Genomic DNA, 13,808 nt, shown 5'->3' with positions numbered 1-13,808 from the left:
TCACGAGGTAATTATCCAAAGCAATTTTTAGCATTAGAAGACGCAAACTCAACTATGCTACAACAAACAATAACCCGTTTAAACGGTATTGATCATGCCCCAGTTATGCTCATTTGTAATGAAGAACACCGCTTTATTGCTGCTGAGCAAGTTCGTCAATTAGATATAGAACACTCGGGTATATTTTTAGAACCCGTAGGGCGAAATACTGCGCCAGCTATTGCATTAGCTGCTTTAAAAGCGGTTGAAAAAGAAGACGATGCTTTACTACTTGTACTTGCTGCTGATCATGTCATTAAAGACACTGCGGCATTTCAAAAAAGTATTAGTCAAGCATCCGAGCTTGCAAAACAGGGCAAATTAGTTACTTTTGGGATAGTTGGTGATAAGCCAGAAACCGGTTATGGTTATATAAAACGTGGTGAACAATACCAAACAGGGTTTGTGGTTGATAAGTTTGTAGAAAAACCAAGTTTGGATGTTGCAAAACAGTACATAGAAAGTGGTAATTATTATTGGAATAGTGGCATGTTTATATTTAAAGCCAGTCGCTATTTAGAAGAATTAAAAACATACTGCCCTGATATTTATTCAGCATGTTTAAGTGCGATGAAAGCTCAGAGTGATGATATGGATTTTATTCGTGTTGATAAAACTGCGTTTGAAGCATGTCCAGATGAGTCTATAGATTATGCAGTAATGGAACATACCAAAGATGCAGTTGTAGTCCCTATGGATGCGGGGTGGAACGATGTAGGTGGTTTTGCTGCCTTGTGGGAAGTATCAAAACAAGATGAAAGCGGCAATGCATTTAATGGTGATGTAAAAGCTATAAATACAAAAAATACATTAGTTTATAGCGATGACAAATTAATAGCAGCAGTCGGTGTTGAAGACCTAGTAATCATAAATACTAAAGACGCTGTATTAGTTGCACATAAAAATGAATCACAAAAAGTTAAAGCAATAGTACAGCAGCTAAAAGATGAGCATCGAAGCGAAGCTACTTTTCATAGGGAAGTCTATCGTCCTTGGGGTAAGTATGACTCGGTTGATAACGGTGAGCGCTTTCAAGTCAAGCGTATAACAGTTAAACCAGGTGCTAAATTGTCGGTTCAAATGCATCATCATCGCGCAGAGCATTGGATTGTGGTTTCGGGTACTGCAAAAGTTCACCTAGACGGAAAAGAGCAATACTTGACGGAAAATGAGTCCGTATATATCCCTATCACTTCGGTACATGCACTTGAAAACCCAGGTAAAGTGAATCTTGAACTCATTGAGGTTCAGTCTGGCTCATATTTAGGCGAAGATGACATTGTTCGTTTTGAAGATAGATATGGCCGAACATAAAAGTGGATATTTTGATATTAATTATATTTAGAGGGCACTATGGATAGTTCAATTATTATTGAACAAAGCGGCATTGAGTTTGGTACTTCTGGAGCCAGAGGGTTGGTAACACAGTTTTCAGATGAAGTTTGCTTTGCTTTTACTCTGGCATTTTTAAGCACTCAAGGCGATGCAAAACGAATAGCATTAGCAATTGATAATCGCCCAAGTAGTCCTGCAATTGCTCAAGCATGTTTTAGTGCTGCCAGAACAATGGGGATTGAAGTTGATTTTTACGGTGTTATACCAACGCCTGCTCTTGCTTTTAAATCTCAAGAGGATTCAGTACCGGCAATAATGGTAACAGGCAGTCACATCCCATTTGATCGTAATGGGTTAAAGTTTTACACCAAAACAGGTGAAATTACCAAGTCAGACGAGAGTAAGATCTTATCGGCCAAAGCTAATATTGATACAGTAGCACTTTTGCCATTACCTGTGTTAAACAAAAGAGCTTATGAATTATACTTAAAACGCTATTTAGGGGTTTTTTCTGACGATTTGTTGCAAGGTAAAAAAATTGGAGTCTATCAACATTCTAGTGCTGGCAGAGAACTATATCCTGAATTGTTTAAAGCGTTAGGCGCAGAAGTAATATGCCTTGGTTATAGTGATAATTTTATACCAATAGATACAGAAGCTGTAGGTGAGGCTGACAGGGAGCAAGCAAAAGCTTGGGCTAAAGAGTATGGTTTAGATGCTATATTTTCAACCGACGGTGACGGGGATCGTCCTTTACTTGCCGATGAAAATGGGAATTACTTTACTGGCGATGTTTTGTGTTTACTAGCAGCAAAAAGTTTAGGCATAGAAGCACTTTCAGTCCCGGTAAGTTGTATTAGTTCTATAGAGAAAACCGATTTTTTTAAAAAAGTAATACGTACAAAAATTGGCTCTCCTTACGTAATTGAGGCATTTAAAGCGCTTCAAGAAGATTACAGTAGTGTTGCCGGTTTTGAAGCTAATGGCGGGTTTTTATTAGCTTCTGATATCTATATAGAAAATACAAAAATCACTCGTTTAGCTACAAGAGATGCATTGTTGCCTGTGTTAGCAGTATTAAGCTTTTTTGGCAAACAGAAGCTTTCGTCAGCGGTAGAACTTTTGCCTCATCGTTTTACCTATAGCGATAGGTTAAAAAATATCGATAAAGGGTTGAGCTTATCTATTATTAATTTAGGGAAGCAAGAACCAGAAAAGCTTTTGTCGATTTTTAACTTAGAGGGTCTAAAAATAGCTAGTGTTATTGATATAGATGGCCTACGTTTAACCTTTACTAATCAGGATGTTGTGCATATAAGGCCTTCGGGTAACGCACCTGAATTAAGATGTTATACCGAGAGTAATAGCTTTCTAAATGCAAAAGCATTGGCCGATAACGTATTAGTATCTATAAAAAATTACTTTAAAGCTTAGTCATTCATAATAATTGCCTTTTTCTTATGAGGTAAAGTAACTTTTATAGACCTCGTCTTTTTTATTCTTTAGCAATTATTAAGGCGAGGTTTATAAAAGCTAAATCTTTAACTTTTAACCCTCCACAAAAATTATTTTCTACTTTCAGCTATTAAATTAAGTATTCTTAACTTATACGTCCATAAGTTTGTACGTTCAATCTCAGAGTATTTTCGTCTTTAAACTTTTTTCTCTAGTTATTCGTTAAAAAAGACACATCCACAGTTGAAACATTTTATTTACATTAGCTAGTACTTTAATATTTAAGGTTTGTATTTTTTAACTTATTTCAGCTTTTATTTTATTGTAAGTTATTGATTTTAATTTTTGTTCCTATTTTAGGTTTGATAAATTAGTACTTTCGTAGTGTTTTTTGTTCCTTTTGATTTTATTTGTGTATATAATGTTCAGCAGAAGTGAAAGAATTAACTTTCATTAAACAAATGACTTTAACTTGGTGCCTATGATGCACTTTTTCATTTTCGAGGGATAAAATGACGAATTCATTACTAAAATATAAAAAGCTAAGTGCAGTAATAGCACTTACTTTAGCCAGCTCTACAACACTGGCTGCAGATTTAGGCGTTGCCAATAATTTTTCAGCATTTGTTTTTAATGATTTTAAATCGAATTTTGGCCGTGCAGATGGTGCAATTGCAGCAGGTGAAATAGACCTTAAAGGTTACAGCGTGGGTTACACTCGCCCATACAGCCCTGAAGAATATTACTTAATTAGTGAATCAACCATCGATTTTAAATATGGTCGCCAATATGTAGGTAGCATGGTAGCTGGTGGCGGTACTGATGTTCACTGGAGTGTTCGTTGGGGTATGGAGTGGGGCTCTAAAATACTTTCTAACCAAGATGAATCGGCACTTCCATTTAATTTTGATGAACAAGAGCAATACTACAAAGATTTAAGTGCGCAATTAGGTGAGCTAGATGAAACAGGTACAGTTTACCGTAAATGGGGTGGTCTTTATTTACAAGGTGATGGTAGTTCTGATAGACAAGTATTTAATGTAGATGCTCGTGACTTTGCTAAAGCGCATACTTTTAAAGTATGGGGTATACCTGCTGATGCGACTGTAATTTTTAATATTACAGGTGATGACAACGTAGTTGTAAAAGGTAAAAGCTTTGCACGTTTACGCCACCATGCAAGTAAAACCGTATTCAACTTTACTAATGCACAAAAACTCGATATTAAAGGTAATCGTTGGCAGGGTGTAATACTAGCGCCTTATGCTGATATAAGAGGTGTGTACGGTACAGCTAAAATGCCAATTATTGGCCAAAGTTTTTATGGTTCTATGGCATTGTTAGGTGGTGAATTTGATGGTGATCTGCCTTCTTCAGTTGAGCTATGTAAAGATATTACTGTAACTGATTTATGGAGTTGGACTGAAAGTGAATTCAAACCTGAATATAAGCAAATCATTTCAACGCCTATCGCTGTCCAATTAAATGATGATAATGGTGACGGTATTATTGATAATAATGACGTAACTGATATTTTAGCAGTAACGTTCGATGTTTCTAAATCTAGATCTAGAGCAGTTGTTAGAGCATTTAATGGTATAAATGGCGAAGAACTGTGGAAGAGAGAAAATCAAGATGGTACTAGTGATTATAAAACCGTTTATAGCGATCCAACTTACTCCATTTCTGCTGCAGATATTAACAATGATGGAGTGGTTGAGATAATAACCAGAGACTCTTCAGATTATAGTTTAAAAATTTACAGTAATACTGGTGATTTAATTAAAAAAATAGCTTTGCATGGTGCCTACGGCAACTCTACTATTGCAGATTTAGATGGAGATGGTTATGCAGAAATTATTGTTGGTAATACGATACTAAGCCTTTTTGATGACTCTATTATTAAATTAACTTCTCCTGTTGATTATACGAAAGGTAACTTTGGTATGATTGATGCTGTGGTATTTGACTATGATCTTGATGGTCAACAAGAAGTTCTAGGTAATGGTGTTTTATTTACTAAAGACGGCAATGTACTTTGGAATCAAAATACTCAACAAGGTTTCTCGGCGGTTGGTAACTTTGATAGTGATACATACCCTGAAATTGTTCTTACTGATATCGATGGAAGTGTAAGACTTTTGGAGCATGATGGTTCTATCATTTGGCAATATCAGTCAGCTGATTTAGGTGGTGGGGTTCCTTCTATCGGTGATGTTGACGGTGATGGCGAGCCAGATATTGTAGTTGCTGGTGGTGAGTTAATTAAAGTACTTAATAAACAAGGTGCATTAATAAATTCATTTAATATTAATGATGCTTCTAGTAAACGTACAGGAGTTGTAACTTATGATTTTAACGGTGACGGTAAAGCTGAAATAATTAACCTAGATGAAACCGGCCTTAATATATTTAGTGTCTCTGACAATAAGCTCATTTATAATTTCCCTCAATCTTCTGGTACTATATGGGAATATCCTTTAGTCGTTGATTTGGATGGAGATGGAGCAGGAGAAATAATTTCTGTATCTAATACATTCTTATTGCCAAATAGTGCCGTTGGTACTAACGGGTTATTTGTTAAGAGTGCGAGTGCTTGTAAATCGGTAGATGCTACTCGAATTTGGAATCAGCATTCTTTCTCTGGTACAAATATAAACCAAAACGGGTCACTTCCATTACAGCAAGAGAATAGCTGGGAAAAAACGAATACTTTCCGTTCGGCTAATCTTAAATAATAACCTCTCTTTAAAAGCCAATTAACTCTTAATTGGCTTTTTATTATTAAATTGTTGTTTAAAATAATTGGCAATTAATAATCACGTTTATATTGAGGCTTTTTTGTCGAACTTACAGCAAGATCCAGCTATTAGAAGTTTATTAGAACGAATGCCTAAAAACATTCAAACTACGTTTACTGATGAACAGTTAGCACATTTAAAAATAGCCATAGGTGCTAGGCAGTGGGGTAACCATGCTGTTGATTGCAGAGGCGTAGTTAAGTTTTTTAAATACCGTTATTATTATGTTTTTTTAGCAGGTCGAAATAGGCGTGAATTAAGCGCAAAAGAGCAAAAAGTAGCAAGGTTTACTCAAGCATTAATTTTAAGCATCGCAGCTACTTTTATTATTTTACTTACATTGCTGATTTTATATTTGATTAAGTCGGCATTGGGAATTGATATTTTTGATGGATATTCGTTTGGGGTTTGGAGTTGGTTTAAGGAGTTATTTAATTAAACTTAAATAAAATGTGAGTATTCTTTTTGATACTTAACAAACAAAGCAAGAGTTAGCTAAAAGATTTAAACATGAATTTTAGTACTTTTGTCGGAATCAGTAATTGAACAAAATTGGCTAATACTATATTATCCCTGTGGATTTTTTGGGGCTTTACTCAAACTGAATTAGCTATAAGGAATTAAGCAAAATGACATCTCCAAGGACATTTAAACCTTCAGGTTCCTCTGATGCCAATTTTTACCGATTATTCGATATATTTGCGTTGTTTTTAGCGTTTCAGTGCGCAGCCCTAATTTATAATTTTAAACTCACTCCTATTTATGCTGCTTCTGCATTAACTGTTGCACTTAGCTACTTGTACAGTGCTGAGCTGTTTTCTACTTATCGCTCTTGGCGTGCTGGCAAATTTAGAACAATGGTAATGTGTGCGTGGGGTAGTGTTTTAATTGCTTTTGCGTTTTTATTAGTCGTGTCTTTTGTATTTAAGTTTACCGAGTCTCTTTCACGTGTTGGTGTGGTTATTTGGTTTACGTTAAGTGTGGCGTATTTATATATTTGGCGCTTAGGGGTTTATTGGTATAAACGTAGCCGCCGTAAGTTAGGACTATCGCAACGCAATGTGGCCATTATTGGCGCCACTGAGTCTGCAGCTTATTTGCATGCTGAAATAGTTAAACACGATGAGTTAGGGTTTAACTTTAAAGGTTTTTACGATGACAGAAGCCCTGAACGTTTATTTGAACAACTCGAACAGCAAGGTGTTGAGGGGCGTATACAAAGTGCGGTAGACGCAGCACGCAATGGCGAAATAGACATACTTTATATAGCCCTCCCCATGAAAGCACAAAAACGCATAGCTGATATTTTATTACAGCTAGGTGATACCACCGTCGATGTGCACATAGTGCCTGACTTTTTACTCTCAAACTTAATACATGCTCGCATTGAGCACGTGGGTGATGTTGATACATTAAGCGTGTTTGAAGCACCGTGTATTGGTGCTCATGAATTTATAAAGCGCACAGAAGATATAGTGGTATCAGCTATTATTGTTACTTTAATCACCCCACTATTATTGACTATTGCTGCCGCCATAAAGCTGACATCTAAAGGGCCTATTATATTTAAGCAAGATCGCTATGGCTTAGATGGCCGCAAAATAAAAGTGTGGAAGTTCCGCTCGATGACGGTAACCGAAAACAGCGATGTGGTGACTCAGGCAACTAAAAACGATGCCCGAATAACTCCGTTAGGTGGCTTTTTGCGCCGCACTAGCCTTGACGAACTGCCGCAGTTTATAAATGTTTTAAAAGGCGATATGTCGATTGTTGGCCCAAGGCCTCATGCGGTTGCCCACAACGAAGAATACCGAAAAAAAGTAGAGTTTTATATGTTTAGGCATAAAACCAAACCGGGTATTACCGGTTGGGCACAAATTAACGGCTGGCGCGGCGAAACCGATACTTTAGATAAAATGGCCAAACGAGTTGAATACGACCTACATTACATTAAACATTGGTCTTTATGGTTTGATGTAAAAATAATTTTTATGACAATTTTTAAGGGATTTAAAAGTGAAAATGCGTACTAATACAATTACCACTTTACTTGTTGCGTTGGGCTTAAGTGCACCTGCATTGGCGGTAGAATTACAACCAGGCAGTGTAATGACTAAAGACGGCGCCGAGATTACACCTACGCTACAGTTAGGTGTGAGCAGCAACGACAACTTTTTTATGACGCCGTCTGCCACTCAGTCACGTTTAATATGGAACATAGCGCCGAGTTTAAATGCCTTAATTGAAGATGGTCCAGATAGCTATAAGTTTGATATTGCATCAAGCACGTCGTTTCATAATAAAGACACAACCGATAACTTTACTCAAGTAAATGTAGGCGCAGGTGTGCATAAAGAGTTTACTAGTCAACACCGTTTAGATGTTACTGGTGATGCCGACTGGTTGTACGAGCCACGTGGTGGCGGATTAACTGAAGGCCAGGGCAGCGCTCTAGATGAGCTTGTAAATTATCAGCAACAAAACCTAACTGCTCGCTACGAATACGGCGCACAAAGCTCTAAAGCCCAGGTTGCTTTAACAGCGGGTTATTATAACAAAAATTATCAAAATTTTACGGCCATATCGCAGTACCGTGATTACGATAAACCTATGTTGGGTATTATTGGTTACTATAATACCCAAGCTGGTACGCGTGCCTTTTTAGAGGTTAAGCAAGAAAACTATCAATACGATGTAATTGACTCAAACGGTATTACCCGCGATTCAGACGACGTAAAAGTCTTATTAGGTATGGAGTGGGAAGCCACAGCGGTTACTACTGGCTCATTTAAAGTGGGTTATCAAAATAAAGATTTTGAGTCGAACCTGCGCGATAACTTTAGTGGTTTAAGTTGGGAGGCTGCTGCAGTTTGGAAGCCGTTAACCTATTCAACTTTACAACTAGTTACCAGCCGTGCCGCTAAAGACCCGTTATTAGAAGGCGATTACATTCGCGAAAGTGTTTACGGTGCAACGTGGCAGCACGATTGGAGCGAGTATTTAAGCTCGGTAGTAAGCGCGAATTATGTTGATCAACAGTACTCTGGTAGTTTTAACCGTAAAGACAAAGTTAAAAATGCGCGCCTTGGCTTAAATTATTTAGCCAGTAATTTTGGTATGGTAACAGGCTATGTTGATTTTATTGACCGTAATTCAACCCAAACTAATATTGAATTTGACCGCGTAATTGTTGGCCTTAACTTTACATTTGCATTAAAGGGAAATGAATGAAGGTTAAAATTTTAACTGGCTTAATATTGTTACTGAGCTTTTGTAGTTTTGCGAGTGATTCGCAAAACTACATTTTAGGTGCAGGTGACAAAATAGAAATTAAAGTATTTGGTCAGCCTGATTTAGATGTAACCTCATTGCTTGGTAATAGCGGTGAGATAAACTACCCATTTTTAGGTAAGGTGAAACTAGTTGGCTTAACTGTTTCACAAGTTGAGCAAACAATAAGCGAAGGCCTGCAGCCAGATTATTTAGTTAACCCTAATGTGTATGCGCAAGTTATAGAATACCGGCCTTTTTATATACATGGTGAAGTTAAAGAGCCAGGTGCATATCCTTACCAACCAGCCATGACAGTAAATCAAGCAATAGCATTAGCCGGTGGGTTAACCGAGCGTGCCTCGGTTGATAAAATATTTATTTTTAAAGAGCAAACCAAACAGCAGCAACAAAAAGGTAGTTTAAACAGCCAAATTGCGGCAGGTGACACCATAAAAATAGAACAGCGCTTGTTTTAAGCAGTTTAAGGCAGTAATAATAAAATGAATACACACTCTGAAAAACCTAGCAACAACGAGGAAGTTATTGATTTAGGTGCTTATCTTAATGTTATTAAGCAAAGCAAATGGAAGATTTTAGGTTTTGCTATTGTAGTTACATTGCTCACTATAATGGTTGCTTTAACGTTAGTGCCTAAGTATGTAGCCACAGCCACTTTATTAATCGAGTCAGAGCAAACCAAAGCGGTCAGCTTTGAGGAAGTATATGGCTTAGACTCTACTAAAAAAGAGTATTATTTAACCCAGTTTGAAGTGATTAAGTCAAATAGCATTGCCCGTGAGGTAATTACTAAACTTAATTTAAAAGATCATTCCGACTTTATTGCTAAGCCTTCACTCACTGGTGAACTAAAAGGCATGGTTAAGCAGCTTTTACCCTTTTTAAATAAAAAAGAAAGCTCTGTTCTTACAGAGGAGGAGCAAGCCGAACGTGAGATGTTGGGCTTACTTGCTGCGTTTAAGTCTCGTTTAACGGTGTCTCCAATTCGTAATACACAATTAGTGCAAGTAAGTTTTGAGTCGAGCGACCCTAAGCTTGCAGCTTTAGTGGCTAATACCGTTGGTGAAGTTTACATAGAAAGCCAAATGCGCGCCAAAATGGGCATTACTCAGCAGGCATCGAGCTGGTTAAACACGCGTTTATCAGAGCTACGTATACAACTAGATAGCTCTGAAGTACGTTTACAAGCTTACCGAGAAGAACAAAAGTTGGTTGATATAGAAGGCATAGCCGGGCTGGTTACCCAAGAGCTTGAGCAAACCTCAAAACAGCTAGTAGATGCGCGAGCGACTAAAAATAACCTAGAAAGCATTAACCGTGTTATTAACGAATATGGTAACGATAACATAGAGTTACTTGGAAGCATGCCTGAAATTACTTCGCACCGTGTAGTACAAGATGTTAAACGCGAGGTTGTACTTGTTGAGCGTAAGGTGAGTGAGCTTAGTGAAGTTTACGGCCCTAAACACCCTAAAATGATCTCAGCTAAAGCTGAGCTTGCAACCGTAAAAACTAACCTTAATAAGCAAATTAAAGGTTTAATTACCGGTATAGAAAAAGAGCTAAATAGAACTACACGAACAGTGAATGCACTTGAGCGCGATTTAGCTAAAATTCGTGCTGAATATCAAGACATTACCCGTAAAGAAACCCAATATAATCAACTAAAGCGTGAAGTTGAAACAAACCGTAACATCTTTAATACCTTTTTATCGCGCTCTAAAGAAACCGAAGTAACCAGTGACTTTAGCTCTGCAGCTGCGCGCTTTACCGATCGTGCTTACGCACCAAACGAACCGAGCAAGCCTAACAAAAAGTTAATTGTTATTTTAGCCTTTGTAGCTAGTTTTGGTTTTGCAGTGGTAATGACCTTTGTTTTTGATGCCTTAAATGACACAGTTAAAAACAAAAACGATGTCGAAAATAAACTCGCACAGCGTATGTTAGGCTTGTTGCCACATGTTGCTGTGCCTAAAAAAAGCTTTTTTCCGATTCATGCATATTTAGAAGATACCTATCGCCGCTTTGCTGAGTCGGTACGTACCTTCCGTACTAGTTTATTGTTAACTCATCTTGACCGAGCGCATCAGGTTATAGCGGTTACCTCTACCTCCCCAGGGGAAGGTAAAACCACCACCTCTGCAAACTTAGCGATGTCGTTGGCACAAATGGGCAAGGTATTACTGATAGATGCCGATTTACGTAAACCAACGTTAGCTAAACGTTTTGATATACCGGTATTTCACCCAGGTTTAAGTAATTTAATGATAGGTACTGAGCAATTAACTGAGTGTGTTCATATTGATACGCAATCGGGTGTCACTATTATGCCAAGCGGGCAAATACCGCCTAATCCACTTGAGCTTTTATCAAACCCACGTTTTGCTGAATTACTTGGCGAGTTAAAAACACAGTACGATCACATTATTGTTGATACTCCGCCCACACAAGCGGTAAGTGATGCATTAGTAATTGCGCAAAGTGTTGACTCGGTTGTGTATGTTGTTAAATCTGATATTACCCGTATTAAACCAATTACAGCCGGCCTTGAGCGTTTATTTGAGGTAAAAGCCCACGTTGCCGGTGTAGTACTTAATAAGGTAGATATGAGTAAATCTAAAGATGAGCATAGTCATGGTTACTATGATTATTACGATTACTCACAACAACCAGAAAAGCCTCAAGTGTAATTAAGTAATTTATGATTGATATTCATACGCATATTTTGCCGGGTATTGATGATGGCGCTAAAGATTTAACAGAATCTTTAGCGCTTTTAAAATTGGCTGAAAACGACGGCATTACTCATATGGTGGCAACGCCACATATACATATGGGTCGTTTTAACAATGCGATTGCTCAAATCAAAAACGATTTAGAGAGTTTAAAGCTAGAGGCGCATAAAGAGGGTATTAATGTTAAATTAGCGGCCGCTGCTGAGGTGCGTTTAGACATAGAACTTATGGCAATGGTGATGGCTAATAAGCTGCCTTTTATTGGTAAAATAGCAGACAAAAATGTGTTGTTATTAGAGTTACCGCATTCACACATGCCACAAGGTTACGATAAGTTTATTCAGTGGCTCGCCAAAAAAAATATACGCGTTATTATTCCGCACCCAGAGCGCAACCGCGATATTCAGTCAAACCTTTATTATCTTCAGCACTTAAAGCAGTTAGGCTGCGACTTTCAATTAACAGCATCGAGCATTGAAGGTGAGTGGGGCGAAAGCGCCCACACTATAGCGTTACAAATGCTAAAAGATGGTTTAGTGAACTATGTTGCCTCTGATGCGCATTCAGTAAAGCGTCGACCGCCTATTTTAAGCCAAGCAAGAAATACAGTAGCGCAATTAATAGGTGAAGAGCAGGCTACAGCGCTTTTTGTAACTAACCCGCTGCAACTAACCGAGAGCTTATTTAATGACTAAATTAAACATGGTCAAGGTAGTGCCTGCTGTTATTTTAGCTCTAATAGTGCTTGTAATTGCATATAGCAGCATGCAAAGTATGCGCGCTAATGCATGGTACTTTCATGCGCTTAATATTGTGCAAGAGTCAGGTGGTGCTTTATCTGGTTCATCGCTTCAAGCTGCAGAAAATGCGATTACGTTAGCTACGAATATGGATCCCGAGCATCCTCATTATTGGCATTTTTTAGCCCATATAAAATTACTAAGCCTCAGTGGTATAGATAGCACATCAAGTGAGCAATCAGATAAAGTAAAGCAAACATATCAACAAGCTGAGCAGGCTTTATTAAAGTCGGTTGAGCTTAGACAAACTTGGGCACAAACTTGGATGAGCTTAGCGCAGGTTGTAAGTTATCAAGAGGGACCAACAGAGCGGGTATACAATTATATTCAGCAAGCCAAAAAAGTCGGCCCGTATAAGTTAGATGTTCATTTAGGTATCATCCAAATTGCGTTAATGCATTGGAATGAACTACCACCTACCTACAAAGCCCTTTATGTGAATGAGCTAAAGTTAGCCTCTAAATATGGTTATAAATTTTATGATGTGTTTAGTATGGCTGAGCAAATGAATCGTTTGCCAATAGTGTGTTTATCGCTGCAATTTGGTTCTCACTATGAGGCTATCAGAGGCAGTTGGATGTTTAATAAATACTGTGGTTAAAACACGAGCCACGAGTGGCGAGCTTCGAGCTACGAGATATGGGCTGCGAGGTACGTGCTAAGGTCTCAGATCTTAGGGTTGCTTGTAGACGCATAGCTTGCTTGCGTAAGAAGCGCAGCTTCTATTTTTATCTTCTAAATGCTAAGTGTCTATAACTTCTTTTTTTTAAATAATTCACCAAGACCAAATTGCACTGAGAGAAGCGAATGAGAAGTAAATGAGAAAACACTAACGACTAGGCCTAGTTATTAATTAAAGTATTCTGTACTTGTCACTTCCTCTAAAAGCGCAGCGTTTCTTAATCCTCCTTGCTCATGATTTGCTTAGATTTAATTGCACTGAGAGAAGCGAATGAGAAGTAAATGAGAAACCAAAGCCATTAACCTAAGTACTAATTATTTTGTCACTACCTCTAAAAGTGCAGCGTCTCTTAGTCCTCTTTGTGCATAATTTTCTTAAAGATCTTATTGCACTGAGAGAAGGGAATGAGTAGTAAATGAGAAACCAAAGCCATTAACTTAAGTACTAATTATTTTGTCACTACCTCTAAAAGCGCAGCGTCTCTTAGCCCTCTTTGTGCATAATTTTCTTAAAGATCTTATTGCACTGAGAGAAGCGAATGAGAAGTAAATGAGAAACCAAAGCCATTAACCTAAGTGACTAATTATTTTGTTACTACCTCTAAAAGCGAAGCGTCTCTTAGCCCTCTTTGTACATGATTTTCTTAAAGATCTTATTGCACTGAGAGAAG

The 13,808-nt window shown here is 37.8% G+C and carries 10 protein-coding genes; all 10 read left to right on the top strand.

The annotated features are described in order from the left end of the window. On the top strand, positions 1-1,353 hold a 1,353-nt coding region (locus tag N523_RS0107190), incomplete at its 5' end, for a mannose-1-phosphate guanylyltransferase/mannose-6-phosphate isomerase (protein ID WP_028835901.1). A gap of 39 nt (positions 1,354-1,392) precedes the next feature. Further along, positions 1,393-2,808, top strand: coding sequence for a phosphomannomutase (locus N523_RS0107185; RefSeq protein WP_028835900.1), 1,416 nt, complete (start codon positions 1,393-1,395; stop codon positions 2,806-2,808). 533 nt (positions 2,809-3,341) lie between these two features. Continuing rightward, positions 3,342-5,567 (top strand): choice-of-anchor A family protein, encoded by a 2,226-nt coding sequence (locus tag N523_RS0107180; protein ID WP_028835899.1) that lies wholly within the window; start codon positions 3,342-3,344, stop codon positions 5,565-5,567. A gap of 103 nt (positions 5,568-5,670) precedes the next feature. Continuing rightward, positions 5,671-6,069, top strand: coding sequence for a hypothetical protein (locus tag N523_RS0107175; protein WP_028835898.1), 399 nt, complete (start codon positions 5,671-5,673; stop codon positions 6,067-6,069). 190 nt (positions 6,070-6,259) lie between these two features. Next, entirely contained in the window at positions 6,260-7,663 is a 1,404-nt protein-coding gene (locus tag N523_RS0107170) for an undecaprenyl-phosphate glucose phosphotransferase (RefSeq protein WP_028835897.1), read from the top strand. Beyond that, positions 7,647-8,861 (top strand): outer membrane beta-barrel protein, encoded by a 1,215-nt coding sequence (locus N523_RS0107165; protein ID WP_028835896.1) that lies wholly within the window; start codon positions 7,647-7,649, stop codon positions 8,859-8,861. Before N523_RS0107170 ends, N523_RS0107165 begins: the two co-directional genes overlap by 17 nt. Beyond that, positions 8,858-9,379 carry a polysaccharide biosynthesis/export family protein gene (locus N523_RS0107160; RefSeq protein ID WP_028835895.1) on the top strand — a complete coding sequence of 174 codons (522 nt, stop codon included), beginning with the start codon at positions 8,858-8,860 and terminating at the stop codon, positions 9,377-9,379. The genes N523_RS0107165 and N523_RS0107160 overlap by 4 nt, the downstream gene beginning before the upstream one ends. Before the next feature lie 24 nt (positions 9,380-9,403). Further along, on the top strand, positions 9,404-11,611 hold the full coding sequence (locus tag N523_RS0107155) for a GumC family protein (RefSeq protein ID WP_028835894.1): 2,208 nt from the start codon (positions 9,404-9,406) through the stop codon (positions 11,609-11,611). 11 nt (positions 11,612-11,622) lie between these two features. Further along, positions 11,623-12,351, top strand: coding sequence for a tyrosine-protein phosphatase (locus N523_RS0107150; protein WP_028835893.1), 729 nt, complete (start codon positions 11,623-11,625; stop codon positions 12,349-12,351). Beyond that, a complete protein-coding gene (locus N523_RS0107145) occupies positions 12,344-13,057 on the top strand; it encodes a VpsP family polysaccharide biosynthesis protein (RefSeq protein WP_028835892.1) in 714 nt (237 codons plus the stop codon). The genes N523_RS0107150 and N523_RS0107145 overlap by 8 nt, the downstream gene beginning before the upstream one ends. Positions 13,058-13,808 lie beyond the last annotated feature (751 nt).

The sequence above is a fragment of the Pseudoalteromonas sp. 23_GOM-1509m genome (assembly GCF_000518425.1).
Classification (GTDB): domain Bacteria; phylum Pseudomonadota; class Gammaproteobacteria; order Enterobacterales; family Alteromonadaceae; genus Pseudoalteromonas; species Pseudoalteromonas tetraodonis.
This window is presented reverse-complemented; position numbering and strand designations above follow the sequence as displayed.

Bases quoted from the DNA above. Each gene is read 5' to 3' on its own strand.
- N523_RS0107185 (WP_028835900.1), top strand. From the start codon at position 1,393: ATGGATAGTTCAATTATTATTGAACAAAGCGGCATTGAGTTTGGTACT.
- N523_RS0107180 (WP_028835899.1), top strand. From the start codon at position 3,342: ATGACGAATTCATTACTAAAATATAAAAAGCTAAGTGCAGTAATAGCA.
- N523_RS0107170 (WP_028835897.1), top strand. From the start codon at position 6,260: ATGACATCTCCAAGGACATTTAAACCTTCAGGTTCCTCTGATGCCAAT.
- N523_RS0107160 (WP_028835895.1), top strand. From the start codon at position 8,858: ATGAAGGTTAAAATTTTAACTGGCTTAATATTGTTACTGAGCTTTTGT.
- N523_RS0107155 (WP_028835894.1), top strand. From the start codon at position 9,404: ATGAATACACACTCTGAAAAACCTAGCAACAACGAGGAAGTTATTGAT.
- N523_RS0107150 (WP_028835893.1), top strand. From the start codon at position 11,623: ATGATTGATATTCATACGCATATTTTGCCGGGTATTGATGATGGCGCT.
- N523_RS0107145 (WP_028835892.1), top strand. From the start codon at position 12,344: ATGACTAAATTAAACATGGTCAAGGTAGTGCCTGCTGTTATTTTAGCT.